At 68.0% G+C, this 26,077-nt stretch carries 17 protein-coding genes; 3 read left to right on the top strand and 14 right to left on the bottom strand.

What is annotated here, in order from left to right:
• Positions 1 to 9: 9 nt before the first annotated feature.
• The 12 genes from pks13 to ACTIL2_RS03855 form a co-directional block, all read right to left on the bottom strand.
• Complete coding sequence (pks13, locus tag ACTIL2_RS03910; RefSeq protein ID WP_442336146.1) at positions 10 to 4,953, bottom strand: polyketide synthase Pks13; 4,944 nt, start codon at positions 4,951 to 4,953, stop codon at positions 10 to 12.
• 130 nt (positions 4,954 to 5,083) lie between these two features.
• Positions 5,084 to 6,973: a FadD32-like long-chain-fatty-acid--AMP ligase gene (locus ACTIL2_RS03905; RefSeq protein ID WP_442336145.1), complete on the bottom strand. Its 1,890-nt coding sequence runs from the start codon at positions 6,971 to 6,973 to the stop codon at positions 5,084 to 5,086.
• Positions 6,974 to 7,065: 92 nt separating this feature from the next.
• Positions 7,066 to 8,016: a cutinase family protein gene (locus ACTIL2_RS03900; RefSeq protein ID WP_442336144.1), complete on the bottom strand. Its 951-nt coding sequence runs from the start codon at positions 8,014 to 8,016 to the stop codon at positions 7,066 to 7,068.
• A gap of 107 nt (positions 8,017 to 8,123) precedes the next feature.
• On the bottom strand, positions 8,124 to 10,601 hold the full coding sequence (locus ACTIL2_RS03895) for an alpha/beta hydrolase-fold protein (RefSeq protein ID WP_442336143.1): 2,478 nt from the start codon (positions 10,599 to 10,601) through the stop codon (positions 8,124 to 8,126).
• Positions 10,602 to 10,885: 284 nt separating this feature from the next.
• Complete coding sequence (locus ACTIL2_RS03890) at positions 10,886 to 11,428, bottom strand: DUF732 domain-containing protein (protein WP_442336142.1); 543 nt, start codon at positions 11,426 to 11,428, stop codon at positions 10,886 to 10,888.
• Positions 11,429 to 11,430: 2 nt separating this feature from the next.
• On the bottom strand, positions 11,431 to 13,395 hold the full coding sequence (locus ACTIL2_RS03885) for an alpha/beta hydrolase-fold protein (protein WP_442336141.1): 1,965 nt from the start codon (positions 13,393 to 13,395) through the stop codon (positions 11,431 to 11,433).
• A gap of 277 nt (positions 13,396 to 13,672) precedes the next feature.
• On the bottom strand, positions 13,673 to 14,380 hold the full coding sequence (gene trhA, locus ACTIL2_RS03880; RefSeq protein ID WP_442336140.1) for a PAQR family membrane homeostasis protein TrhA: 708 nt from the start codon (positions 14,378 to 14,380) through the stop codon (positions 13,673 to 13,675).
• Between the two features lie 97 nt (positions 14,381 to 14,477).
• On the bottom strand, positions 14,478 to 15,530 hold the full coding sequence (locus tag ACTIL2_RS03875) for an alpha/beta hydrolase (RefSeq protein WP_442336139.1): 1,053 nt from the start codon (positions 15,528 to 15,530) through the stop codon (positions 14,478 to 14,480).
• Positions 15,531 to 15,691: 161 nt separating this feature from the next.
• Positions 15,692 to 16,795, bottom strand: coding sequence for a decaprenyl-phosphate phosphoribosyltransferase (locus ACTIL2_RS03870; RefSeq protein ID WP_442336138.1), 1,104 nt, complete (start codon positions 16,793 to 16,795; stop codon positions 15,692 to 15,694).
• On the bottom strand, positions 16,792 to 17,343 hold the full coding sequence (locus ACTIL2_RS03865; protein WP_442336137.1) for a phosphatase PAP2 family protein: 552 nt from the start codon (positions 17,341 to 17,343) through the stop codon (positions 16,792 to 16,794). The genes ACTIL2_RS03870 and ACTIL2_RS03865 overlap by 4 nt, the downstream gene beginning before the upstream one ends.
• Positions 17,336 to 19,432: a glycosyltransferase gene (locus ACTIL2_RS03860; protein WP_442336167.1), complete on the bottom strand. Its 2,097-nt coding sequence runs from the start codon at positions 19,430 to 19,432 to the stop codon at positions 17,336 to 17,338. The genes ACTIL2_RS03865 and ACTIL2_RS03860 overlap by 8 nt, the downstream gene beginning before the upstream one ends.
• A 147-nt stretch (positions 19,433 to 19,579) precedes the next feature.
• The gene (locus tag ACTIL2_RS03855; protein ID WP_442336136.1) at positions 19,580 to 20,446 is read right to left on the bottom strand and encodes a hypothetical protein; all 867 of its coding nucleotides are present in this window, start codon (positions 20,444 to 20,446) and stop codon (positions 19,580 to 19,582) included.
• A gap of 249 nt (positions 20,447 to 20,695) precedes the next feature.
• Here ACTIL2_RS03855 and ACTIL2_RS03850 point away from each other — a divergent pair, with 249 nt between their 5' ends.
• Entirely contained in the window at positions 20,696 to 22,486 is a 1,791-nt protein-coding gene (locus ACTIL2_RS03850; protein ID WP_442336135.1) for an acyl-CoA dehydrogenase, read from the top strand.
• 23 nt (positions 22,487 to 22,509) lie between these two features.
• Here the strand turns inward: ACTIL2_RS03850 and ACTIL2_RS03845 are convergent, their stop codons facing one another.
• On the bottom strand, positions 22,510 to 24,267 hold the full coding sequence (locus ACTIL2_RS03845) for a long-chain-fatty-acid--CoA ligase (protein WP_442336134.1): 1,758 nt from the start codon (positions 24,265 to 24,267) through the stop codon (positions 22,510 to 22,512).
• A 58-nt stretch (positions 24,268 to 24,325) separates the two neighbouring features.
• On the opposite strand from ACTIL2_RS03845, the gene ACTIL2_RS03840 reads away from it, so the two are divergent.
• Positions 24,326 to 25,006, top strand: coding sequence for an LppP/LprE family lipoprotein (locus tag ACTIL2_RS03840; RefSeq protein ID WP_442336133.1), 681 nt, complete (start codon positions 24,326 to 24,328; stop codon positions 25,004 to 25,006).
• A gap of 55 nt (positions 25,007 to 25,061) precedes the next feature.
• Positions 25,062 to 25,481, top strand: coding sequence for a VOC family protein (locus ACTIL2_RS03835; RefSeq protein ID WP_442336132.1), 420 nt, complete (start codon positions 25,062 to 25,064; stop codon positions 25,479 to 25,481).
• Between the two features lie 11 nt (positions 25,482 to 25,492).
• On the opposite strand, the gene ACTIL2_RS03830 is transcribed toward ACTIL2_RS03835, so the two are convergent.
• The gene (locus tag ACTIL2_RS03830) at positions 25,493 to 26,056 is read right to left on the bottom strand and encodes a TetR/AcrR family transcriptional regulator (RefSeq protein ID WP_442336131.1); all 564 of its coding nucleotides are present in this window, start codon (positions 26,054 to 26,056) and stop codon (positions 25,493 to 25,495) included.
• Between the last annotated feature and the right edge of the window lie 21 nt (positions 26,057 to 26,077).

The raw sequence follows: 26,077 nt of genomic DNA, 5'->3' as shown, positions 1-26,077 counted from the left end.
GGTTCCAGGCTATCCCAACTCGTCCAGGTGCTCAGCAACCGTGGCCCCGACAATCCCGATGGACGGCTCGTCCGGCACGGCCAGGTGGTCCCCGGCGAGCTGGACCAGCTCGACGTCCACCACACCGTCCCAGCCGCCGTCGGCGGGGATGTCGGCGAAGGACGGCTCGAGCTCAATCGCACCCTCGTGCATGCCCTCGGACTTGTAGAGGGTGACCGGCGCCTTGACCTGGCTCCAGCGCTCGAAGTCGAGGGTGTTGAGGATCCGGGTGTCCACGAAGCTAGCGCGCTGGTGCTCGAGCACCCCGGCGGCCAGGCCGTGCTCGGAGGCGTCGGTGTTCTGCAGGAACATGGTCATCATGCCGATCAACGCCTCCTCGCCCTGTTCGTCGAGCAGGTCGTGCGGGACGGGCAGCTCGATGCCGTAGGTCTTCTGCGCGAACGCGGAGTAACGGTCCCAGCGGGCGTGCATCTCCTCGGTCGTGTCCGGCGCCGGGTTCGCGGGACGCACTAGGTCCAGCAGTTCGAGGTGGCCGACGGTGACCTCCCCCGCCTGCTCGAGCCGGTGGGCGACCTCGAAGGCAAGTGCGCCGCCGAAGCTCCAGCCGCCGAGGACGACCGGGTGGCCGTCGGCGAGGGCGGTGATGTCGGCGACGTAGGCGTCCGCCCGCTCATCGAGTGTGCCCTCGATGCGCTCCACACCGTAGACGGGGACGTCCCCGGGAATACGGCGGGCCAGCGGTTCGTAGACCACGCTGGAACCGCCGGCGGGGTGGAAGACGAACACGGAGGGACGCTGCGATCCTTCCGGACGGGCGCGCAGGACGCGGATATTTCCCTCGACGGAGGTCTCGAAGACCTCCCGCACGATGTTCGCCAGCGGTTCGAGGGTCTCTGCGGCAGCGACCTGGTCCGCGGTGATCTCCGCGCCGGAGCGTTCCACGAGACGGTCGGCGATCCTCTGCGCGGTTTCGGCGTCGATTTCATTGAGTTCGCTGGTCACGCCGGCGGGGGCGCTCCCCGTGAGGGTCGCCCACGTGCCGAAGACCATGCGTTCGGACGCATCGCGCGGCGCCACACCGACGCCGCCGCCGGTGGAGGACGTGGCGGGGTCGGACGTAGCGGAGTCGGACGGTGCGGGGTCAGCCGGGGCAGACTCGGGCTCCGCCTCACCGGTCGATGCAGCGCCACCGGAGTGCCGCTCCTCGATCATCTCCTCGACCAGGGCGATGACCTCGTCCACCGAGCCGTCGCGCAGGGCCTGGACGTTCAGCGGCGGCAGGTCGAAGTCGTACTCCACCCGGTTCTTGATCCGCATGCCCATCAACGAGTCCAGCCCCAGATCGATCAGCGGCAGTTCGCCCGGCAGGTCGTCGATGTCGTAGCCCATCGACTCCGAGACGATGCCCCGGAGACGGTCGGCCGCGCTCTCGCCGGACTCCGGGTCCCAGCGTTCGGAATCATCCGCCGCCGCGTCGCCGGACCGTGACGTGGGGATCCCCGGCTGGGTCGGCTGGGCAGGCGGTGTTGCAGCTGCGCTACCTGACGCAGCACCGGACTGGTTGCCGGCGCCGTCCGACGGCCTGCCCTGCAGCGTCGGCGCGAAAGCCTCCCCGGCCAGAGCGGATGTACCGTCCGCCGCGACCGTGTGCACCAGGATCGACAGCCCACCCAACGACCGGCTGACCAGGGTGGTCACCTCCCCGTCGGTGGGCAGCGTCCCGTAGGACTCCACGGCGGAGACCTCGGATCCCGGCACCACCGCAGCGGCGGCGGCTTCGGCCACGGCGTCCACGCTGGGCACGTCGGAGACCGAGCAGGAGAAGGCGACGCGGCCGTCCGGCAGGGCGACCCGCGCACCGGGCAGCCCGGCGCGTCCGGCACCTCCACCGGGGCGCGCCTCGGTCCAGTAGCGCTGCAGGTTCCAGTGCACGCCCGGGGCGTCGGCGTAACCGTCCGCGGTTCCCGGTGTCTCGAAGGCGGCGAGGTCGACGTCCGCACCGCGGGCGTAGAGCTCGGCGATGGTCGTCAGCAGCGTGTCGCCGCTGGGCTCCTTGCGCTTGAGCAGGAACATCAGGCTGGATTCGCCGGCGTTGTGGGCGAAGGCGGTGTTCATCATCGGCATCAGGGCCACCGGGTTCGGGGAGAACTCGATGAAGGTGCGGTGCCCCTCGTCGAACAGGGCGCCGGTGGCGTCGGAGAACCACACGGTGTGGCGGGTGCAGCGCACGAAGTAGTCGGCGTCGTGCACCACGGACCCCGGTTGGTGGACCACGCCGCGGTCCACGGTGCTGTACAGCGGGGTGTGCAGTGGACGCGGTGCGATGTCGGTGATCTCCGCGTGGAGCTCGCCGAGGATCGGGTCGAGCATGCTGGTGTGACCAGCACCCTTGACCTGCATCTTCCGGGCGAACTTCCCTTCGCCCTCCAGGTACTCGACCAGGTCGGTGACGGGCTTCTCCGGCCCTCCGACCGTGGTCATGCCCGGCGCGGCGTAGACCGCGGGTTCCACTGCCGCGAACTCGGGGTGCCCGACCTTGAACTCCTCGAGCTCGACCACACCGAGCTCGATCACGGCCATGGCACCGAGCTTGTCCTCGGGCAGCAGTTCCTCACCCTCGCCCATCAGGCGGGCGCGGTGGGCGGCGACGCGCAGGGCGTCCTCCATGGACAGTCCCCCGGTCGCGTAGCCGGCGGCGATCTCGCCCATGGACTGGCCGACGACGGCGGCGGGACGCAGGCCCGCGGCGAACATCAGGTCGGTCAGCGCGATCTGGATGGCGGTGATGCCGACCTGCGCGGATTCCAGGTCGAAGTTCTGCTCGTCGTCGAGGATCTTCTCCACCAGCGACCAGCCGGCCTCGTAGTCGATGACCTCATCGATCTCGCGCAGCCGGGCGGCGAACAACGGGGACAGGCCGTAGAGCTCCTTGCCCATCTTGCGGTGCTGGGAGCCGTAGCCGGAGTACACCCACACCGCGCCCTCGCGGTCGGGGCTGTCGGCGACGGCGATACCCGCGCCCTTCTTCCCCTCGGCCAGGCGGTCGAGCCCTGCCTTCGCCTCTTCGGCGTCGTGGGCCAGGACGATGCCGCGGGAGCGCCCGTGGTTGCGTCCCGCCAGGGTGCGTGCGGTGGCGTCGGGTGTCGCCTTCGCGCCCTTCTCCCCCAGCCAGGCCGCCAGGTCGGACGCGGCGGTCCGCCGCCTCGACGGCAGCAGGCCGGACACCGGCAGCAGGTGGCCGATCCCGGCACCGTTATCCTGTGCGACGGTGCGGTCGAACAGCTCGGGACGTGGGGCGTCCAGCACGTCCGACGCAGGGGCGGCACCCTCCGGTGCGACGACCACGACGTGCGCGTTCGTCCCGCCGAAGCCGAATCCGGACACGCCCGCCACCGGCGCGCCGGAGTACTCCGGCCACTCCCGCGGATCCTCGATGACCTCGATGTGGTCACGGTCGAAGTCGATGTAGGGGTTCGGCCCGGTGTAGTTCAGCGACTGCGGCAGCACGCCGTGGCGCATGGAGGTGACGACCTTGATCACGCCGGCGACGCCGGCGGCGGCCTCCGTGTGGCCGAAGTTGGTTTTCGCGGAGCCGAGCAGCAGCGGGCTGGCGGCATCACGCCCGTTGCCGAGGACCTGGCCCAGCGCCCCGGCCTCGATCGGGTCGCCGAGGATCGTGCCGGTGCCGTGGGCCTCCACGTAGTCCACCTGGGCGGGGTCGAGCTGCGCATCGGCGTAGGCCGCCTGCAGCACCTCGACCTGGGCCTCCGGGTTCGGGGCGGTCAGGCCGTTGGAGCGTCCGTCCTGGTTGACCGCGGACCCGGCGACGACGGCGAGGATGTCGTCGCCGTCGCGGCGGGCGTCCGACAGGCGCTTGAGGACGACGACGCCGGCACCGTCGGACCGCACGATGCCGTCCGCGTCCTCGGAGAACGCGCGGATACCGCCGGTGGGGCTCAGCACACCCAGCTCAGAGAAGGCGACGGTGCCGAAGGGGTTGGCCAGGATGTTCACGCCACCGGCCAGGGCAATGGTGGACTCGCCCTCGCGCAGGGACCGCACCGCCTGGTGGATCGCCACCAGGGAGGAGGAGCAGGCCGTGTCGACCGCGACCGAGGGGCCGCGCAGGTCGAGGGCGTAGGAGATCCGGTTGGCGATGATCGAGCTCGAGTTCCCGGTCAGCGCATACGGGTGCGCCGCGCTCGGGTCAGCACCGATCAGCATGCCGTAGTCGTTGTTGGTGGTGCCCATGAACACGCCGGTACGGCTGCCGCGAAGCCGGTTGGCGGGGACGTGCGCGTCCTCCAGCGCCTCCCACGCGAGCTGCAGCAGCACGCGCTGCTGCGGGTCCATGTTCGCCGCTTCGAGCGGTGACAGGCCGAAGAACTCCGCGTCGAAGGACGCGATGTCCTCCAGGTAGCCCCCGGTGAGCTGCGCCTCGTCCATGCGGCGGACGGTTTCGGGGTCACCGGAGAATTCACTCCAGCGATCCTCCGGCAGCTCGCCCACTCCGCTGCGCCCCTGCTCGAAGAGCTTCCACATCTCCGCGACGGACTCCGCCCCGGGGTAGCGACCGGACATGCCGACGATGGCGACCTGCCGGTCCTCCGGGGTCAGTGCGGAATGCCCGGCCCCGACCGCGTCCTGCCGGAAAGCGGGACCCGACCCCGCACCGTTGACCTGCGCAATGACGTAGGACGCCAGGGCGGCGATCGTGTTGTACTCGTAGGCGACCGTGGCGTCCAGCGACACCCCGGTGAGCCGCTCCAGCTCGCCGGACAGGACAACAACGTCGCGGCTGGACAGGCCGAACTCCTCCATCAGCCGGTCGTCGGTGATCTCCGGGGCGTCCAACCCGGTGGTCGTCTGCACCCAGTCGCGCAGCCACTCCCGCATCGCCGCGGCCGTGGTTGGTACGGCACCAGCTGCGCTGTTGTTCTCGGTGTCAGACATATCGGGGAGGTTCATCCTTCGGGGTAACGGATCGAGTCGGAGAGGCGGAGGGGGCGGACGTGACTAAAGGCCACCGTCAGTATGACATCGACGGTGGCCGACGCCACGCTACACAGACTGCTGTCGAATTCTAGTCGAAGCGGCCTTCCAGGTAGAGCTTCGCGCAGACCCGGCGCGCGATCTTGCTCGCCGAGGACCGCGGGATCGTGTTCTGCTCCACGATCCGGACATCGTCGGGCTGCACACCATGGGTCGAGGTTACCGCACTTCTGATATCGGAGATGACCTTCGCATCGTTCGCCGGGTCGGCCTCCGGGTCACGCTCGGCGACGATGACCAGGCCCTCCGAGCCAGAATCCCCGGCGCTGTTCACCGCGAATGCTGCGATGACTCCGGCGGGCACGTGGCCGGCCGCCGCGGCGGTGGCGGTCGCCTCGATGTCCTGCGGGTAGTGGTTGCGTCCCGCGACGACGACCAGGTCCTTGATGCGTCCGGTGATGTAGAGCTGGCCGTCGAAGACGACCGCCAGGTCACCGGTGCGCAGCCACGCGTCATCGTCCGGCGCGTCCACCGCCTTGCCCCCGGGAAGACGGTCGGCGACGGGCAGGGAGTTTCGGAAGGTCTCGGCGGTATCCTCCTCGCGGTCGAGGTAGCCGGCGGCGATGTTGCCACCGTGCAGCCAGACCTCACCCACGGTGCCGTCCTCCACCTCCTTGCCGCTGGACGGGTCGACGATGGCCATGAACAGGGATGGGCCCGGCTCGCCGACGCTCATGATCGGCACGGCGTTGCCGGTGGCGGCCAGCTCGCCGGCCACCTCCACGGCCTGGCCGTCGTTGAGCTGGGCGCGGTCGAAGACCCTCAGCTTGGGACGGTCCTCGGTCTGCGGGGTCGTGACGAACACGGTCGCCTCCGCCAGCCCGTAGGACGGGCGCATCGTGGAGCGACGGAAGCCGGCCGGGCCGAAGACCTCGCTGAACCGGTCGACCGAGGACTGGCTGACGGCCTCGGCACCGTTGATGATGCCCTCGACGTGGCTGAGGTCGACGTCCTCCAGGTCCCCGCGCTTCGCCGGGTCGGCGTAGCGGGCGGAGAGTTCGAGGGCGAAGTTCGGCACGCCGGTGTAGACGTTGGTGAACGAGCCGTCTTCGGCTGTCTTCTCCGAGAGCTGACGGATCCAGCGTCCCGGGTCCTGGATGAAGTCACGCGGCGCCATGATGTCCTGCGGCAGCCCCAGGATCAGGACGAAGGACGACAGGATGATGCCCATGTCGTGGTGGAAGGGCAGCCAGTTGACCAGGCGCAGCGGCATCTGCAGCTGGCCGGCCTGGAAGACCTGCAGGACATTGGTGACGATGCTGCGGTGCGTCAGGACCACACCGGCCGGGGTGCGGGTCGAACCCGAGGTGTACTGCAGGAACGCCGGGTCGCCGGAGTTCGGGGCGAGCTCCGGGTTCTCCATCATCTTCATCATCGGGTTCTCCCACTCCTCGGCGAGGGAGTCCGGGAGGGCGTCCACCGTCAGGATGCGCGGGCGCTCCTTGGCCGGGGTGGCGGAGAAGTGGGAGCGGACGTGGCCGGCGGAGGTCTTGTTCGTCAGAACGACCTTCGGGGTGGAGGATTCCAGCACCGCCGTCAGGTGCGCGGCGTGCCCCGGTTCCGTCGGATCGTAGAGGGGTACCGGTACCGTCCCGGCGTACAGCGCCCCCATGAACCCGAAGAGGTACTCGGGGCTGTTGTTGGCCAGGATCGCGACCCGGTCCCCGCGCTCGGTGACCTGCTGCAGCCGGACGCACACCGCCTTGATGCGGGTGTTGGTCTCGGCGCGGGTCCAGGTGACGGTCTCACCCTCGGCGCTGTCGCCGTAGTCGTGGAAGGTGATCAGCGGGTTGTCCGTGGAACCCTCCATCTGCGCCATGGTGTACAGCATTTCGCACATGGCGGACAGCGACAGCTGGTCCGGGATGACGATCTCCCCGTTCTCGTCGTAGAACTGCCCCATCGCGTCGCTGATGTCCATCAAAAATCCCTTCGTCTCGGAGGTTGTCCGTGTGATCCTGCGTGATTTCTTTCCAGAAGAAACCCTATCGCTTCACCGCGGCGGTTGGGGGATTATCGCCCCTCGTTCACGATGTCGCGCACCCAGCCCGTGATCCACTCAGGCACGGTGCCGCCGCCGTCGACGACCCCACCGTTGCTGGAGTACTGGGCGTGGATTCTGTTCGCGTCAATGAGATCGTGCGCGCGCTGGATCGCATTACCCACGTCGCGCGGGGCGCTGCACACCAGATCCGCCGGGGCGCAGAACTGCAGGGTACGGTCCTGCAGCTCACCGAAGTCCTGGGGACGGGGCCCCCGCATGGAGGCGCCCGGGACGATGGGCTGCACCAGGGGCTCGACCGAGCTCAGCGCGATCTCCGCGCCGATGCCCTCCACCTCGGGGCTCCCGATCAGCTCGCCCTTGCCGTCCTCACGGCGCCCGTCGGCGACCAGTGCGACGCCGGCCAGGGCGTCCGCGGGTACGGCGGAGTCGCCGTTGCCGATGGCGGTGGCCAGGTCACCGGACAGGACGGCACCCTGGCTGAATCCGACGATGATCATCCGGGTCTGCGGGCAGGCCTCGTTGGTGGAGACCATCTCGGCCTCGAGCTTGCTGTAGCCCTCGTTGCGGGAGTCGTCGTAGGACTTCTCCTGCAGTGCGCCGACGTTGCGGAACTCGGCACTGTAGGGCAGCGTCCAGCTCTCCAGTTGTCCACCGTCGACACCGTCGCCGAACTCCTCCTGCAGGGGCTGGGTGACGTTGAGCAGCAGGGAATGGGGGCGGGAGGACGGATGGATCGGGTCATCGTCGGCGGTGGACTCCCAGGTGCCGGGCGCGGAGAACAGGGCGTATGCCGGGCACGACTCTGGCTGGTCGGGCTGGTCGGTGCCGGTGGGTCCCGGCCCCGGTCCGGGCCCCGGACCTGCGGAGTCATCGGAGTCACGGCTCATCCAGGTGCCGACGCCGAGGACGAGCACGACGGCGAGCACCAGGGCTGCGGCGATGGTGAGGAACTTTCTCATGCCGTGTCAGCGTACCCGGTCAGGCTGGCAGGCTGCTGGGAGCACTGTGTTAACTCGCGTTGACCTGTGTCACATGCGTTCCTTTCAGCATGGCGGTCAACGCGGGCTCACTCCTCGCCGGAGTCATCCTCCGGGTCCTCCAGCGAACCGGTGACGTTCCCGTCCGCGTCCATCGTGACTGTGCCCTCCTCGAAGACCGCCTCACGGCTGCCGTCCGAGTTGACCGTCTCGTCCTCGACGAGGAAGCCGTAGGGCCCGCTCTCGTGATTGGTCGCGGCGTAGAAGTCCAGGACCCCACTGTGGAAGATCAGCACCGCACCGTGCTCCTGCGACCAGTAGATGACGCCGTTGTCGTAGTTACGGTAACGACCGGACGTTCCAGCCGGGGACTCACGGGTGGTGCCATAGTCCTTCCCCTCCCCGAGCCGGGACTTCTGCGCAGAGGTCAGGGAATCGAACTTCTCCTGGATGGCACCGGCCTCCTCGGTGACGTTCCCATCCGCGTCCGCCCGCAGCGTCCCGTTCTCGAAGACCGCCTCACGGCTGCCGTCGGCGTTGATCACCTCGTCCTCCACGAGGAAGCCGAGGTCACCACCCTCGAAGCCCTGTTCACGGTAGGCATCGTAGATCGGACCGTGGTACAGGACAGACGTCCCGTGATTCTGCGCCCAGTAGATGACACCATTGTCGAAATCGGTGTAGTTGCCGGGCACATGCGTGGTGCCGTGGTCACCGGTCGGGAAACCCAGCCGGTTGCGGTCCCCGGCACCCAGATCCAGGTAGCGCTCGGCAATGGCCCCGTGCAGCAGGCGGACATCGCCGTCCGGGGTGCGCACCGCGATACCGTTCTCGAAGTCCTGCACCTGGCCGGTCTCGCCACCGATGGTGATGTCGCGCTCCTCGGAAACCGGGTAGCCCCAGGGACCCCACTCGTATTCCGTCGTACCCCACTTCTCGAAGATGTCGTCCCTCATCGTGACCGGGCCCGCATCACCCTGGACGGCGTGCCAGTAGATGTGACCGTTCTCGAAGTGTGCCCAGGCGCCGTCATCGCGTCCCCGGGAATCCGGGGCCGTCGGCCATCCGAGCCAGGAGTCCGGGCCGCCGACCTCGCGGTACTTGCCACTGGTACGGCCCCACGTGGCAATGGCCTCGTCCTCGCCGGCCTCAGGATCATCCAGCTCACCACCCTTGAGGTAGAGCACACCGCCGCGGAAGTCCTGCGCGGTACCGTTGACCTCACCGTCATCGTCGGTGATCTCGTAGACCTCGCTGATGCAGTCGCCGAGGTCGTAGTTGTTCTCGTTGTCCCTGTAGCGCTCGACGGCCTCGTCGAACTTGCCGGTGGCCTCGCACTCGACCGAGCCGTCGGACTCGTCGAGCCCCAGGGACTCGGCCATGGGCCCCCAGGTCTGCATCATCTCGTACTCCCAATAGGGCCAGATGTGCGTTCCGTTGGGACGGAACTTCGAGATCACGTCCACCCCAGCGAGCTTCGCCGCATTCACGAAGGTCTGGCTGGTGACACGGGACGCCGCCTCCATGCCGCCACCCTGGATATTGTCCGGGCTCCCCGGGATCTGGGTGTCCTCGTCCCACGCGCCGGCCGTACCGTTGCCGGCGGCGACGTAGACGCGCGTCCCCTCCCTCTTGAAGTTGCGCACGAGCAGCTTCGGATCGTGCGCGTACCACTCCGCCGAGTAGTACGGCCCCCACATCTTCGTCGCGTCGAATCCGGCCTGCCCGGCGATCATGCCGAAAGCGTTCGCCATGCCCGGCGACGTCGAATCCAGGTAGCCGGAGAAGGACGCGGCGAAGTCGAACATCTCCGCATTGCGCCCCGCCAGCACCATCGCACCGGTCGCGCCCATCGACAGGCCATTGACCGCGCGGCGCTCATTGGTGCGCCAGCCCTGCTCCAGGATCGGAGGCAGTTCCTTGGTCAGGAAGGTCTCCCACTGGAAGTTCTTGCCGCCGTCCGGGGCCTGCCAGTCGGTGAAGAACGAGCCACCGCCGCCGATGGGCAGCACGAGGTTGACGTTCTTGTCGGCGTAGAACCGCACCGCGTCCGAGGCATAGGACCAGGCGGACTCGTTCTCGTCACTGTAGAGCGGGCCGAGCTGCCACACGGACGGGAAGGTCTTGTCCGGCTGGCTGTACCAGTCGCGTGCCAGGTGGACCTGAACCTTGACGGTCTCCTCCGGCATGGCCGCGGAGTTGATGTGGAGTTTCACCCACCGGTCGGTGATCCACTCGACCTTCTCCACGGACACTCCGTCAGGCAGGTCCGGGAGGTTCTGCTCGGTGGTCCGCATCGGGGCACGGTCCGGGGCTGGGCCCGGGTCCATGAACGCCAGCGGTGAATCGCTGGGCGGGACGACACCACGGGCGTTGTCCGGCATGTCCCGGACTTCCGGGGCATCCTGCTCGGCGTCCTGCTCTGCGTCCTGGTCGGCGTCCTGCGCGGCGGCGGGCGTCACGGCGACAACGGTGGAGGCGGCGAGGGCGAGGCTGGCGATGAGTGCGGTTGCCCTGGCACCGGGGGTGCCCAGGGCAGACGTGGTCCGACGACGGGTCGGATGCATAGGGGTCTCCTTCTCGGAAAAGTCAGTGGAGACAGTGTAGCGGCCCTACAGCCCTGAACACAGCATAAGTCCCCACCAATCCCCGGAAACACCACGACATCTCATGCGCCACTCAGGTCACATAGGTGATGTGGTCGACATCGGGGAAGGCACCGGCGCGCGAGAGCCCGCCATCGCAGGCGGTCAGGCGCCCTCGAAGAATGTCGCTCCGGCCCCCGGGAGCGACACTCTGCGATGGCACTGTGCACCTTCCGATGTCACCCCGGCACCCCCCATTCCCGGGCCTATCCGCAGTAGTGCGCCTCCGCGGCCTCGGCGATGATACGCCCGGCCTCCTCCGGATCAACGTCGGTGATGCCCTGCACCTCGAGCTGGCCGGCGATCATCGGCACCGCGAAGCTGTCGCGGCCCTCGTCGTTCGCCAGGCACTGCTCGTGGCCCGAGGCGATGATCTGATCCTCGATGTCACTGTCCTCGACGTCGATGCCGTTGTCCTTGAGCTGGGACAGGAACGCGTCGTCCTGCCCGGTGCGCGGTGCGGCCTCGCCCTGCGGGTCGACCTCCTCGACCTCGCCGTCCTGCGGGGAGGGATCGCCACCGTTGTCGGCCGCCGGATCCTCGTCCTCGGACGGTGCCGCCGATGCGGAGGTGTCCGGGGCGTCAGAACCCGCGGACGTGGCGGAGCCCTCCGTGGACCCGGCGTCCGAGGCCACGCTCGGGACGTCGGTGGAGTCATTGTCCACGGTGGAGTCGCCGCCGCAGGCCGCGAGCGAGCCCGCGAACAGCATGCCCGCCGCAGCCAGGGACATCTTCTTCAGCGCGCTCATGCTCATCGCGGATCCTTCTCGATGTTGCCGTTGACCTCGCGGATCTCGCCGTGCTCGAACTCCACGCGCTCACCGCCGGACGGGATGGACTCCTGGTCGGACGTCGGGAAGCCGAACCGTCCCTGCTCGTGGTTGTCCTCGCCCCAGGCGTCGAAGATCTTGCCCTTCTTGATGATGTTCGCGCCGGCGGAGGCGGACCAGTAGATGTTGCCGTCCTCGAACTGCGAGAATGCGCCACCCCTGATCCCGATCTCATCGGACGTCGGGAAGCCGACCCCGGAGTCCTGCGGGCCGCCGGCCTCCAGGTACTTCTCGGCGATCTTGCCCTGGACCATGTGGACCTTGCCGTCCTTGTCGCGCACGGCCACACCGTTCTGGAATTCCTGGATGGCGCCGCCGCCGTCGACCTGTTCGGCCGGGGCGGTCGGGAAACCGTAGGGCCCGGTCTCCCAATCGGACTTGCCCCACGCATCGATGACGTCCTTCTTCACCGGCACCGCGCCGAGCTCGGGGGTCCAGTAGATCGCGCCCTCCTCGAAGTTCTGCAGGAAGCCGCCCTTGATCTTCACCTCTTCACCGGTCGGGTAGCCCAGCCAGCTGTTGGAGCCGCCCATCTCGGAGTAACGGGCGCCGATGCGTCCCCATGCGGCGAAGGCCTTGTCCTCGTCCTTCTTCCAGTAGACGCGGCCGTCGCTGAAGTCCTGGACCTTGCCGCCGTCCGCGCCGTCGTACTCGTCGGTGGTGCAGGTTCCGAGGTCGTGGCTGCGCTGGCGCTTCTCGGCCTCGGCGATCTTGCCGACCGCCTTGCAGTCCACACCGCGGTCCTCCTCGGACAGGCCGAAGGTCTGGGCGATGTAGGGCCAGGACTGCGTCATCTCGTACTGCCAGTAGGGCCAGTCGTGGGTGCCGGACGGACGGTACTTGGCGATCACGTCCACACCCTCCTCCTTCGCCGCATTGACGAAGGTCTGGGTGGTCATCCGGGACATGGCCTCCAGGCCGAATGCCGCCGGGTTCGCCGGGAAGCCCGGGATGTCGCCGACCTCGTCGTAGGGCCCCGCGTTGCCGTTGCCCGCCGAGGCGTAGACGGTCGTGTCCTTCAGCTTGTCGGCGTGCTGCTTCGGGTCGTTCTCGTCCCACCGGGGTCCGCCGTAGGGGCCCCACATCTTCTGTGCGTCGTAGCCGGCCCCCTCGTTGGTGGCGTAGTTGATCGCCTGCGGGATACCGGTGGACGTGGTGTCGAGGTAGCCGGAGTAGGAGCCGACGAACTGGAAGAGGCCGGGGTTGTGCTGCGCCAGGTTCACCGCGGCGGTACCGCCCATGGAGATACCGGTGATCGCACGCTGCTCGGTGGTGCGCCAGCCCTCACGCAGGACGGCGGGGAGCTCCTGGGTCAGGAAGGTCTCCCACTTGTAGGTTTTCCCGTCCTCGGGCTGCTCGTCCCAGTCGGTGTAGAAGGACGAGTTTCCGCCGACGGGCATGACCACGTTGACGTTCTTGTCGGCGTAGAACTGCTGGATGTTTGTCATCAGCGTCCAGCCGGACTCGTCGTCGCGGGCACGCAGCCCGTCGAGGCTCCAGATCGACGGGAAGTCCCGGTCGGGCTGGCTGTACCAGTCACGGGCCAGCAGGATCTGGACCATGACCGGCTCCTCCGGCATGGACGGGGTGTTGATGTAGACGTTGGCCCAACGGTCGGAGATCCACTCGACGCGGTCGACGTCCACCCCGTCCGGCAGGCCGGGCAGGTCCTGTCCGGTGACGTCCTGGGGGACGCGCTCGGGGATCTCGTCCGGTTCGAGGTAGCTCGTGCCGGAGCCGGGGCTCGGAACCTGCGCGACGGCGGGGGTGGTCAGCGGCATGGCCAGCGCGATGGAGAGCGGAACCGCCAGAACGGCGGCGCCGATACGCCGCGACGTGCGGTTGACAGGGGACTTCCCGTAACGGGTGTTCGCGGCGATTCGCATGGTGGTTGCGTTCTTCCTTCGTGTGAGCAGTCTCTTGGCGATGGTGTCAGCGCGCCGACGGTGCGGGTGCACCACCGGTCCGCCGGGGCGGCAGCGGGTTCCCCTCCCGCTGCCGGGCCCCGGCCGGGACCAGGATCCGGCCAGTGTGTACTAGATGTATGTGATTAGGTCACCGGTCATTATGGCAACCAGCAGGACGAAACCCTGGACAACACGCCACAACTTTCAAGTTTTACTTGAGACTTAGGTTCTGTCCTGGAGCTTAGCACCGGCGGACCTAGGCGAGAACCAGCAACCAGATCGCGATGTGGTGCAGCCCCCCGGCCACGATCGTCGCGGCATGGAACACCTCGTGGAACCCGAACCACCGTGCCGACGGGTTCGGGACCTTCATCCCGTAGATCACCGCCCCCGCGGTGTACACCAGTCCCCCCAGGATGATCAGCAGGCCCGGCGCCAACGGCATCCCGTCGACGAAGCCCCCGATCTTCAGCAGCGCCAGCCACCCCAGCGCCAGGTAGACCACCACGTCCACCCAGCGCGGATGACCGATCCAGAACACGTTCAACGCGACCGCGGCGATGGCCAGCACCCAGCACACCGGCAGTATCCACAGGCCATCCGCGAAATCGTCGAAGGAGAAGACCGCCACCGGGCCGTAGGTACCGGCGATGAAGACGGCGATCATCGAGTGGTCCGCCCGCCGCCACGCCTGGACGGTCGTCACACTGCGCCACGGTGCGCGGTGGTACAACGCCGACACGGTGAACAGGCCGATCAGGCACAGGGTGTACAGGCCGGTGATCCAGGACAGCGCGGCGGTCCCGTGCAGGACGAAGGACGCGACGGTCAGTGCGGTGCCTGTACCGCCGAAGTACCATGCGGCGTTCTCGTGCAGACGCCCCCTGAGGTACGGCCGCTCGCCCCGGTCGATGGGGCGGGTCCGGGAAAGCCGTGGGCCATGTGGCGCTGATTCTGGATCCATAGTGACCCAGTGTAGAACGCAGAGGAACCCCGGAGGGTGAAATCTCTGTCGGATTCCACACTCCGGGGTTCACGCAGGTCAGCGTTTCACACGCGCGTCAACACGTGACCTTTCCGGCCCGGTAGCAGATATTCAGGGCGTCGAGGATCTCCGGACGCGCCTTCTGCAGCTCCGGCTTCCACAGCGTCCAGTTGTGGACACCGGTCGCCGGGTAGCTCACGTTCACACGGGCACCGGCCGCGCGGGCCGCCAGCTCGAAGGTGGCGGTGGTCCCGCGGGACGCCCACTCCAGTCCGATGCCGGCGACGCCGCCGGCCGGGTCGGCCATGAAGTCGTCGCGGGGGCCGGGGATGCCGCCCGCGGCGGAGATGTGCACCGGCAGACCGCTCAGCTTCGGGGCGTTGAGCAGCGGATCGTTCTCGAACCGGGTCGGGTGGAACGGGTGGCCCCACATGTCCCAGACGTTCGCACCGGGGTTACCCTCGCCCATGGCGAACTGCAGTGCCATGTACATCCCCGGGTAGGTGGTGTTCAGGTAGCCGGACAGCGACGTGGCCTGCTTGAACTGGCTGCGGTGGCGGGAGGCCAGGTTGATCGCGGCGGTGCCGCCCATCGACAGGCCGACAATCGCGTTGCGGGTCGGGCTGATGCCGAAGCCGCTCTGCAGCTGGGCCGGCAGCTCCCTGGTCAGGAAGGTCTCCCACCGGGGCTTCAGCGGCCCCTTGGAGCCGTGGTGCGGACCGACCCAGTCCGCGTAGAACTGCGACGGGCCGCCGACGGGCATGACCACGTTGACGTCGTCATTGACGAAGTCACGGTGCGCCGTGCCCTGCTTGGTCCAGCCGTTCCAGTCCTGGCGGGCGCGCAGACCGTCCAGCAGGTAGATCGCGGCGTTGCTGTTCGAGCGCTTGATCTGGACCTGGATCTCCTGGCCCATCGCGTTCGAGTAGAACCAGCAGTTCTGGACGTAGTAGTTGTCGTTGCTCCAGCGACACTTATTCGGACCGAGATTGGCACGGTCGTCGGCTGCCGCACTCGGCGCAGCAACGGTCGCGATACCCAGGGCGGTACCGATGGCCACGATGAGAGCCAGGATCTTACGGCCCATCGTCCCGGTCCCGGACCGGTGCTTTCCGGCGGCAGTCTTCATGTTTTCCTTTGCAAGCGTCTCTTGAATCAAGCCATTGGCGTCCCAGCGTACTTAGGGACGCAAACATCACCGCAGGGACGTTACCAAACAGTGATCTTCTCCACCAAGTAATCGGGGGAACGCCCCGGGGTGTTACACCCGACCCCCCCCGCACACCGGGTCTAGGTGATCGCGGGGATCAGGTAGACGGCCACCGCGATGACCGCCACCCAGGCCAACGCCAGGACCTGCAGCGTCCGGTCGTTCAACGCGATCTCGTCCGGCGCCCCGCCCTCCCCGCGGTCGACGTCCGCGGCGTACCGCAGGATCGCCACGGTGAACGGCACCATGGACACCTGGTACCAGACCGAGGCGTGCCCTGGGTGCTGCTGGCTCATGTCGAAACCCCACAGCGCGTAGAACACAACGACCGCGGTGGCGGACATCGTCCACACGAACCGCAGGTAGGTGGGGGTGTAGCTCTCCAACGACTTACGGATCTTCGCCCCGGAACGGATCGAGAGCTTCAGCTCGGCGTAACGCTTCCCGGCGGCCATGAACAGTGAGCCGAAGGCGGCGATCAGCAGGAACCACTGGGACAGTTCGATGTCGGCGGCCACGCCACCGGCCATCGTCCGCAGCATGAACCCGGAGGAGACCAGCGCGATGTCGATCACCGGCTGGTGCTTCCAACCGAAGCAGTAGCCGAGCTGCAGGGCGATGTACACGCCGATGACGATCGCCAGCGACACCCCGTTGGACGCCAGGAGACTCAACCCCAGCGCAGCGACGATCAGGATCACCGCCATCGCGTAGGCCAGGCCCACCGGAAGCACGCCGGCCGCGATCGGGCGGAAGCGCTTGGTGGGGTGCTGACGGTCGGACTCCACGTCCTTGGCGTCGTTGACCAGGTAGATCGACGATGCGCCGAGGCAGAACACCACGAAAGCGATGAGGATGTCGGTGATGACCGTGCCGTCGAACAGCAGCTCCCCGCCGGCGGCCGCGGGAGCGGCGACGACGAGGACGTTCTTCACCCACTGCTTGGGGCGCAGCGCCTTGAACATCGCCTCCGGCAGGTTCCTCGGCGCCTTCGGGGTCTTGGCCTCCGCGTCCGACGCGCCATCCGTCTCCGGCTGCGCGTAGGTCCGGTCCTCCCACTCCGCGGGCTCCTCCAGCCCCGAGGTGTGCGGTTCGGAGCCGATCAACACCGGTCGTTCATTGGTGTCCTGGCCCTCCGCCGGATCGAACTCGGGGTCGGTACCGTCAGATCCGGGGCGCGTCATCGGTTGTTCTCCTTCACGGTTCTCACAGTACTGTGCACGGCGCGCTCTGTGGCGATTCCGAGGGCGACCCCGGCGAGGACGTCGGTGGGGTAGTGTACCCCGAGCACCAGGCGGGAGAGCATCATCACCGGAATGCCCGCCAGCGGCAGCGGCGAACCGGTGATCCTGCACAGCGAGACCAGTGCGGCCGCCGTGGAGGTCGAGTGCGAGGACGGGAAACTCAGCCGGGACGGGGTGCCCACACCCACGCGGATACGGGGGTCGCTGGGCCGCTTGCGCCGCACGACCCGCTTCAGGACGACCGACGCCGCGTGTGAGGTGAAGGCGGACGCCCCGAGCTCGAGCCAGCGGTCCCGCTGTTCGGGCCGCTTCAGGTTGACCGCGGCACCTGCCCCGGCCAGCGCGAACCAGCCCAGGGCGTGCTCACCGAAGTGGCTCAGGCCGCGGGCACCGGCCTGCACGGTGGAGGCGGGGTCGGGGGTGTCCCCTGACCCGCCCAGCAGAGCGTCCTGCAGCGTGACGAGGACGTCCGCCTCACGCTCACTCATCCGTGGTCTCCTGCGCACCGTCCTGCGCAGCATCCGGCTCGAAGATCCTCGCCCAGGCATCCACGCTGGTCAGCTCCGGGTGTGCGACGCGGTAACGCTGCCGCATCTCGTCGAAGCGGGTCATGACCTCCTTCTGCAGGCGCATCGACTCCTTGACCAGATCCTTCGCCTTCTCGCGGTCACGCTTGCGGAACACCACACCGCGGCCGTCGGCGGTGGTCACGGTGACGCCGTCGAGACGCCCCAGCGAGAACCAGCGTGCCTCGATCGGGGGGAGGTTGACCTGCGGGACGTCGTGGAAGTGGGGGTCCTCGGGACGCAGGTTGTTCACCACGACCTTCGCCAGACGGCTCACCTTCTTCGCCGCCGACAGCGGGATGTCGGTGAGCTTCGCCGGTCCACCGGCGGGCGGGGGGAGTTCCGCGGCGGACGGGACGACGACGGCGTCCGGGAACTCCTTGCGCAGCGCGTTGATGCGCGGCAGGGCCGTCCCCAGGATGTCGAAGAGCTGGTCCGGGCCGGCGAGGAAGTCCTTCATGGCCTCGTTCTGGATGGCCACGGTGGAGTACTCCAGGCACATGATGTGCTTGGCGGTGGCCTTCGTCATCGAGGTGATGATGCCGTTCGGGCTGCCCTCGTGCTGCAGCGCGGCGACGATCAGCCGGTTGCGCAGGTGGAAGTAGGCCTGCCAGTCGATGGCGTCGTCCTTGTCGGACCAGGCCATGTGCCAGATCGCGATGCCGGGCCAGGAGGCGGTCGGGAAACCGTGGTCACGGGCGCGCAGCCCGAACTCACCGTCGTCCCACTTGATGAACAGCGGCAGCGGCTGGCCGACAGTGTCGGCGACCACGCGCGGGATCATGCACATCCACCAGCCGTTGTAGTCGGCGTCGATACGGCGGTGCAGGTCCTTGGAGTCCACGTACTCGCCCGACGGGGTCTCCCCGTACTCGCCGCGGTCGCGCAGCGGGTGGTTGTAGAAGTCGTGGTCGTAGTGGGTGTGCGGCGCGGCGGTCCACATGAAGCTGCCGCGGTCGATGATCTCGCCCATGGTGTGCAGGTGGGAGCGCTCCTGCAGGTTCAGCATCTGCCCGCCGACGAGCATCGGGGAGGCCGCGTAGCGGGACGCCGCCAGCGAGCGCAGGACGCTGTCCGGCTCGATGGCGATGTCATCGTCCATGTACAGGATGAAGGGGCTGTCGGTGCCGCGCTCCGGATGGCGGGCCTCGTACATGATGCGGGAGTACCCGCCGGAGCCGCCGAGGTTGCCCTGCTCCGGCATGCGCAGACGCTCACCGTAGTGGGCCTCGACCGCCGGGAAGCCCGGCTGGTCCTTCGGGTGCTTCGTTCCCTGGTCGGGCATGATCAGGGCGTCCACCACGGAATCCACGACTGGGTCGGAGGACAGCGCCTCCAGCGCGGCGACGGCGTCCTCCGGACGGTTGAACGTCGGGATGCCGACCGTCACCCGGGGCTCGCGGGCGGGGAGGACGTCCCCGGCACGCAGCGTGTTCCGCTCCCCGGTGACCTGGTCGACGACGACGGTGTCGGAGACCAGGGCCTGGCCCTCGGCGTCCTGCGTGGCGTACCAGCCCGCGTGGTGGATCGTGGTCTCCGACTCACAGGTGATGTCGAACCAGATCCAGCCGCCGTCCTCGAACGGGGCCAGGGACACGGTGAACTCCGCCAGTCCGTGGCCGGCGTCGTCGACCTCGACAATGCCGCCGGTGACGGCGATGCGGGAACCGTCGATCTTGGAACGGTAGATGTCGATGCGTGCGTCTCCGGTGAGCTCGACGCGGAGCTGCACCTCCTCCAGCTGGCTCCAGCGGCGCCAGTAGGACGCCGGGAATCCATTGAAGTAGGTCTCGAAGCTGACCTCGGCGCCGGCGGGAATACGCGCCGACGTGCGCCCCAGGGCGGTGACGCGGCCCTGGGAACCTTCGTCCTCCACGATGTAGAGGGACCGGACGTCCCGCGGTTCACCGCGCTTCGGCAGAATCACGCGGGCCAGTCGCCGCGGATCAAACTGCTGGTCGTCCCCGGTTTCCCGGGTCGGCTCCTCCTGCAGGTCAGGGGTGTCGCTCATCTCAGTGGTTGCGCTCATGTATTTCTACGCCGGCCTCCGTTAGACAGTTGTACGCCGACGATTATTCACCATAGGGGGGCTCCGGGCGTAGTCGGACGCGCTGCAAGGCCCTGTGAGTCGGCTGTGGGTTCAGCAAGGACGCTGCTCCTACACACTGTCGTCGACGTCCTGACCGGTCCTGTCGGCAACATCGTCACAGGTGTCCCGGTCGTCATTCCTGCACATCAGCATCCAGTCACCATCGGAGACCCCGACGAGCACGTCCCGGGACTGGTTCTCCCCCTCGAAGAATCCCATGTCCTCGAGCGCATCGCCGTCAGCGTCCCACACCAGGAGATCATCGTCGGGGCCGCAGACGGTGCCGTCAACACCCTGTTCGTCCGAGGGCTCCATGCAGTGCAGGTCCCATGCGTCCATCTGCTCAACGGCATCATCGATACTCTCCCAGCCCTCGTAGTCCCGGGCGGCGGCCTCGGACTCCTCAGCCTCCCGTTCCGCTTCCGCAGCCTGTCGGTCGGCCTCCTCCTGCGCTTCGTCCTGTTGCCCCCGGGAGAATTCCTCGACGGTCTGCGCGCCGTCCAATGCATCGGTGGTGAGCCCGAAGCCGGGAATGACCCGGTCGCAGTTGTCACCGGTGTTGATGCAGTATCCGGCGAAACCGTCCCCGTCGACGGTCCGGTACATGTCGCCGTACACGGTATCGTCGATGGCCCCTTCCCCGTCACGTTCCTTCGAGGTGTCGATGGCCGCCTGAGCAGCGGCCTCACCCGACTCCACCGTGTCCGTCCCGAAGACCACGAAGGTCGGATCTTCCGCGACCTTGTCGGCACCGGGGCTACAGGCCAGGCCCCCACTGAAACCGCTGTTCTGATCCTCGTCGGGGTTCTCGACGCAGTCGTAGCCCAGTTCCCCGGCTTTGTCGACGATCGCGGAGTAGTCGACTGATTCCCCCTCGGACGAGGATGCACCGGCCGAGTCACTGCCGGAGTCATCACTGCACGCGGCCAGGCTCACTGCAGTGACAACTGCCGCAGCCGCCGCAATTATACGGGCTGGGGCATGTGAATTGAATGTTGCTCTTTGGTTTTTCATGGGTACACCTCACCACGACGACTGACCCTTCGGGAACGATCAGCGGAACTTCTCGACCCCGCCCGGTTCCAAGCGCCGCATGCAGGACCGATGACGAGTGGCGGCCCGCTTGTGCAGGTGTGAAGCACATAACGGGTCCACCATGCCGGATCTTGATTTAGTATCAAAACCATGGACGCCCCGATACTCTCCCAGGACGATCTCCGTTTCCTCCTCCACGACTGGCTCCACGTCGGGGACCTCACCGGCCACGAGCGCTTCTCCGAGCATTCCCGGGAGACCTTCGACGCGATGCTCGACGCGTCCCGTGACCTGGCGGAGACCTGGTTCCGTCCGCACATGCGTGCCTCCGACCTGGAGGAACCGACCTTCGACGGCGCGACGGTGACCACCCACGGGGCGATCGCGCCCGCGCTCGCCGCCTTCGCCGAATCCGGTCTCGTGTCCGCCACCTTCAGCGCCGAGCACGGGGGCATCGATCTGCCGTTGACGGTGTCCCGGGCCTGCTTCGCCTGGATCCAGGCCGCCAACATCGCCACCGCCGCCTACCCCATGCTGACCATGGCCAACGCCGCTCTGCTCCTGGAGTACGGCACCCCGGAACAGGTGGCGACCTACGCCGAACCCCAGCTGCGCGGAGAGTTCTCGGGAACGATGTGCCTTTCCGAACCACACGCCGGATCCTCGCTGTCGGATGTGAGGACACGGGCCCGGCGCGATCCGGACGGTGGGTGGCGGATCACCGGGACGAAGATGTGGATCTCCGGCGGCGACCACGAGATGACCGGGAACATCATCCACCTCGTCCTGGCACGCACCGGCGCCGCCGGGGACGGGGTGAAGGGGCTGAGTCTGTTCATCGTCCCCAAGACCCTCGCCGACGGCCCGTACGCCGGGGAGCGCAATGACGTCGTCCTCGCCGGGCTGAACCACAAGATGGGCTACCGCGGCACCACGAACACCCTGCTCAACTTCGGGGAGGGGACCCACAGGCCCGGTGGCGCGTCCGGCCCGGACGGCGCTGTCGGCTACCTCGTCGGCGAGGAGGGCCACGGACTGCAGTACATGTTCCACATGATGAACGAGGCCCGCATCGGGGTCGGCACGGGCGCCGCCGCACTGGCGGCGACCGGGTACCTGGAGTCCCTGGAGTACGCGAGAACGCGGCCGCAGGGGCGCCCGGCGGGGGCCAAGGACCCGGCGCAGCCGCAGGTGCCCATCATCGAGCACGCCGACGTGCGGCGAATGCTGCTGGCACAGAAATCCTACGCCGAAGGGTCGATGGCCCTGTGCCTGTACGCGGCGCACCTCGTGGACCTGGCGGCGGTATCGTCCGGGGACGAGCGGAAGGGCCACGAACTACTCCTGGACGTCCTGACGCCCGTCGTGAAGAGCTGGCCCTCCCAGTACGGCCCCGCGGCCAACGACCTGGCGATCCAGGTGCTCGGCGGGGCCGGTTACACCCGGGACTACAACGTGGAGCAGTTCTACCGCGACAACCGGCTCAACCCGATCCATGAGGGCACCCACGGCATCCAGGGCCAGGACCTGCTCGGACGCAAGGTCACCATGAAGAACGGTGCCGGGCTGCGGCTGCTGGCCCAGCGGATCATGGAGACGGTCTCCTCCACGTCGGAGACCTTCCCGGAGTGGTCCGCGGCACTGGAGTCCCGGGTGGACGCCCTGATGCGCGCGACCTCCGCACTGTGGGCGGACCTGGACGTTCCGCTGGCGTTCTCCCACGCCACGGACTACCTGGAGGCCACCGGGCACATCGTGGTCGCATGGCTGTGGCTGGACATGGCCGTCGTCGCCCGGGACACCGGATCCCCCCTGGCCGCGGGTAAGGAGGCGGCGGCGTCCTACTTCTTCTCCCGGGAACTGCCGAAGGCCGATCCGGTGCTGGAGAGGCTGGCGCACCCCGACCGGCTGCTCGCCGACCTGGACCCGTCAGTGTTCTGAGGCGCCGGCCCGGGCCCCTGGGGTCACTCCCCCAGCATCTGCGCCCGGACCTCCACGCGGCGCACCTTGCCCAGCTGGTCGGCCGGCAGCTCACCGAACACCTGGAAGACGTGCGGCACCTTGTACCGGGCCAACCCCTGGCGGCAGTGGTCCTTGAGCACCTCCTCATCCAGGCGCGCACCCGGCGCGAGGACGACCCCGGCGGCCACGGTCTCCGACCCGTCCGACCGTGGCAGTCCCACCACGCTGGCCTGTCCCACAGACGGGTGCTCCGAGAGCACCTCCTCGACCTCAGCGGGGTAGACGTTGAAACCGCCGGTGACGATCATCTCCTTGATCCGTGAGACGATCCTCACGAACCCGTCGGACTCCATCACGGCCATGTCTCCGGTGCGGAACCAGTCTCCGGGAGTATCCCCGTCCCCGACGAAAGCGCCCTCGTTGGCGTCCGGCCGGTTGAGGTATCCCCCGAATACCTGCGGACCGCGCACCACGAGTTCACCGGCCTCACCGGAGGGCATGACCCGGGTCGGGTCGTCCTGCGACACAACCCTCACCTGCGTGTCGGGGAAGGGAATGCCCACGTACCCGGGGCGGCGGTCGGCACTCATCGGGTTGCCGAGGACGATCGGCGAGGTCTCGGTGAGTCCGTAGCCCTCGACGAGAAGGCCGCCGGTCATGTTCTCCCACCGCTTCACGACCTCCACCGGCAGGCTCGACGCGCCCGAGAAGCTGGCCCTCACCCCCGAAATGTCGATGCCCCGGTCCTCCGCGAGGTCCATGATCGTCTGGTACAGCGCCGGGACGCCCGGGATCCACGTCGGCCTCTGCTTCTTCATCGCCGTCGCCAGCAGGGGCTTCTCCGGGGCGGGCAGGAGGATCACCGTGCCACCGATCAGCGGCCCGAGGGTGATGTTCATCGTCAGCCCGTAGGCGTGGAAGATCGGCAGGGCCGCGAGCATCCGCTCCGGCTCCCTGCCCTCGCCCAACCCCGGCACCCATTCGCGGCCCTCGATGATCACGGCGCACAGATTCGCGTGGCTCAGCCCCGCGCCCTTGGGACTGCCGGTGGTACCGGAGGTGTAGAGCACCAGCGCGATGTCCTCCGGGGTCACCCCGGCGGTCTCGATGAGCGCACGCCCCTCGGACTCCGAGGCGTCCTGCACCAGGTCGGACCATTCCGTGAGCCCGTCGGTGTCGCCCGCGAGCTTGTCGCGCATCGCCCTGACCGGCTTGACCGGCAGCTTCAGGGCGCCCCGCAGGTACCAGGGCATCGCGCGGGTGATCGTCACCGGGATGATCTGCTCCAGCGGGGTGACGGTGCGCAGTTCGCGGGCAACGTCCACCGCCTTGTCCCAGAAGATTCCGACCTTCGCACCGTGGTCCTTGAAGGCGACGGCGAGTTCGCGGGCGGTGTACAGCGGGTTGTGGAGCGTGGCTGTCGCCCCGAGGGAGACCACGGCGTAGAAGCTGACCAGTGCCTGGGGACAGTTCGGCAGGGCGATGGCGACCTTGTCGCCTTTGCGCACACCACGGTTGTGCAGCATCGCCGCGCACTGGCGGACCTGCCGCCCGTACTCCCCGTAGGTGACGCTCATGCCGAAGAAGGTCATGGCCGGGCGCTTCGGCCACGTCCGCACGGCATGGTCGAACACCTCGGCGAGGGTGCGTTCGTGGTCCGCCGTGTAGTCGAGTTCGGGACGGACCCAGTCGGGGTAGTGCTCGAGCCAGGGCCTGTCGTTCCGGGCGGGTTCAGAGGTGGAGGGGGTGTTCTCACTCATGGTCACTGAGGCTACGCCCGGGGGTGCACCACTGGGGAGGACCGTTACGGTAGTGGGTATGGCATCGACGTTGCGCACGGGCTTTCCGCTCCTCGCCTGCACTGCGCTCCTCCTCACGGGGTGTGCACAGAGCGAGGGGACGGACGATTCCGGCGATCCAGCCCCGGCCACCGGCACGGATAAAGTCACCGTCACAGAGACCGTGCCCGGGGCAGCAACGGAACCACCACCGCCACCGGCCGAGCCGTCCCGACCCTCCTGCGAGGACACTGCCCCCACCAACCCCCTCGGCGGCGGTGACCCCCTCCCCGTGCGCTCCGCGGATGCCATGGCGCATGAGAGCCCAGCGGACGTCCACTTCCACTACTCCGTCAGCGATGACCAGATGGACCCGTGCATGCCGCTGAGCTGGGTGACGCTGGCCGGGACGAACGGAACTGACGGGCCAGGCATGACGTCCGGCAGCACAAGGGAGACCATCGCCTTCTTCGGCGACGGTCAGCTGGTCACCGACCCCGCCCCGATCCTTGCCCGGCACATCGACTCCGTGGACCGCATCGACGACAGCACGGTCCGGGTGAACTACGAGTTCTACGACGTCAATGGAGCACCCGCGGCCAGCGGGGTATTCACCCCGGGCAGCGCGACGTTCCACTGGGACGGCGAACAGTTGACAGTCACGGAGAACTCGATTCCGGTCGAACTCAACGAGCAGGCGGAGACGCTGGAGCTGGGGTAGTCGCATTGCGGCGTAGCATGGAGTGGGACACGTCACACCACCGGAAGGGGCCGTCATGTCCACCTGGATAAACCCGTACCTGATGTTCCGCGACACCGCCGCGGAGGCGCTGGACTTCTACCAGTCGGTCTTCGGCGGGACGGCCGAGACCCTCACCTTCGGTCAGGCCGGCGCGTCCGACGATGACAGCCGTGCCCATCTGGTCATGCACGGCCACCTGGAGACCGCGGACGGCTGGACCTTCATGGCCTGCGACACCGCGGAGAATAACCCCAGGGACTTCGCGTCCCCGTCGGTTGTCCTCAGTGTCGGCGGTTCGGCCGGGGAGTACGACAAGGTCGCCGGCTGGTTCGACGCCCTCGCCGACGGCGGAAGCATCACCCTCGCCCTGGAGAAGCAGCAGTGGGGAGACTGGCTCGGCCAGCTCCGCGACCGCTTCGGCGTCGCCTGGATGGTGAGCATCGAGGCCGATTAGCCCGACGCAGCTCAACCAGCCGCACCAGCCGCGTCGTCGAACACCCCCCGCACGCAGGACGTCGCCTGCCCGATGTCCGACCCCGTCATTGCCATCCACCGCAGCACGCCGCCGACGAGATTGGTGACCATGACGGCGTCCTCCTCGATGCTCGACGCGCCCCGCATACCGCCCTGCCGTCCCAGCCGCAGCGCCACCAACTCCCGGATCTCCTCGTCGATCGCGGAGATCCGCGCGGCCTGCGCCGCCAGGAGGGTCGGAGTGGTGCTGATGACCTTCATACGCTCGCGCTCGGGCGCTGAGTCCGGGAGCCTGATGACGCGGAGCACATCGGTGAGCACCGGGCCGTCGGCGAGAATGAACTCGCGGGCGGCCTTCTCGTCGATGCGCGGGTCGTCATGGCCGAGCAGCGCATCCTCCTTGACGGGGAAGTGGTTGAAGAATGTGCGCTGACTGATACCGGCGCGCTCGCAGATCTGGTCAACTGTCGTGGCGTCGTACCCCTGTTCCAGTGCGAGCTGAAGGGCGGCCTCCTCAATGGAGGCGATGGTGGTTGCTGCCCGTGGACCCGGCATGACAGTCCTACTTTCGACTCT

Origin of the sequence: Corynebacterium sp. (genome assembly GCF_052107835.1) — a bacterium.
Lineage (GTDB): Bacteria > Actinomycetota > Actinomycetes > Mycobacteriales > Mycobacteriaceae > Corynebacterium.
The sequence above is the reverse complement of the archived record's forward strand: the minus strand, read 5'-3'. Positions and strand labels throughout refer to the sequence as shown.

What these genes read in the sequence shown, in the direction of transcription:
- pks13 (WP_442336146.1), bottom strand. Translation starts at nt 4,953, where the DNA reads ATGTCTGACACCGAGAACAACAGCGCAGCTGGTGCCGTACCAACCACG.
- ACTIL2_RS03905 (WP_442336145.1), bottom strand. Translation starts at nt 6,973, where the DNA reads ATGGACATCAGCGACGCGATGGGGCAGTTCTACGACGAGAACGGGGAG.
- ACTIL2_RS03900 (WP_442336144.1), bottom strand. Translation starts at nt 8,016, where the DNA reads ATGAGAAAGTTCCTCACCATCGCCGCAGCCCTGGTGCTCGCCGTCGTG.
- ACTIL2_RS03895 (WP_442336143.1), bottom strand. Translation starts at nt 10,601, where the DNA reads ATGCATCCGACCCGTCGTCGGACCACGTCTGCCCTGGGCACCCCCGGT.
- ACTIL2_RS03890 (WP_442336142.1), bottom strand. Translation starts at nt 11,428, where the DNA reads ATGAGCGCGCTGAAGAAGATGTCCCTGGCTGCGGCGGGCATGCTGTTC.
- ACTIL2_RS03885 (WP_442336141.1), bottom strand. Translation starts at nt 13,395, where the DNA reads ATGCGAATCGCCGCGAACACCCGTTACGGGAAGTCCCCTGTCAACCGC.
- trhA (WP_442336140.1), bottom strand. Translation starts at nt 14,380, where the DNA reads ATGGATCCAGAATCAGCGCCACATGGCCCACGGCTTTCCCGGACCCGC.
- ACTIL2_RS03875 (WP_442336139.1), bottom strand. Translation starts at nt 15,530, where the DNA reads ATGAAGACTGCCGCCGGAAAGCACCGGTCCGGGACCGGGACGATGGGC.
- ACTIL2_RS03870 (WP_442336138.1), bottom strand. Translation starts at nt 16,795, where the DNA reads ATGACGCGCCCCGGATCTGACGGTACCGACCCCGAGTTCGATCCGGCG.
- ACTIL2_RS03865 (WP_442336137.1), bottom strand. Translation starts at nt 17,343, where the DNA reads ATGAGTGAGCGTGAGGCGGACGTCCTCGTCACGCTGCAGGACGCTCTG.
- ACTIL2_RS03860 (WP_442336167.1), bottom strand. Translation starts at nt 19,432, where the DNA reads ATGAGCGACACCCCTGACCTGCAGGAGGAGCCGACCCGGGAAACCGGG.
- ACTIL2_RS03850 (WP_442336135.1), top strand. Translation starts at nt 20,696, where the DNA reads ATGGACGCCCCGATACTCTCCCAGGACGATCTCCGTTTCCTCCTCCAC.
- ACTIL2_RS03845 (WP_442336134.1), bottom strand. Translation starts at nt 24,267, where the DNA reads ATGAGTGAGAACACCCCCTCCACCTCTGAACCCGCCCGGAACGACAGG.
- ACTIL2_RS03840 (WP_442336133.1), top strand. Translation starts at nt 24,326, where the DNA reads ATGGCATCGACGTTGCGCACGGGCTTTCCGCTCCTCGCCTGCACTGCG.
- ACTIL2_RS03835 (WP_442336132.1), top strand. Translation starts at nt 25,062, where the DNA reads ATGTCCACCTGGATAAACCCGTACCTGATGTTCCGCGACACCGCCGCG.
- ACTIL2_RS03830 (WP_442336131.1), bottom strand. Translation starts at nt 26,056, where the DNA reads ATGCCGGGTCCACGGGCAGCAACCACCATCGCCTCCATTGAGGAGGCC.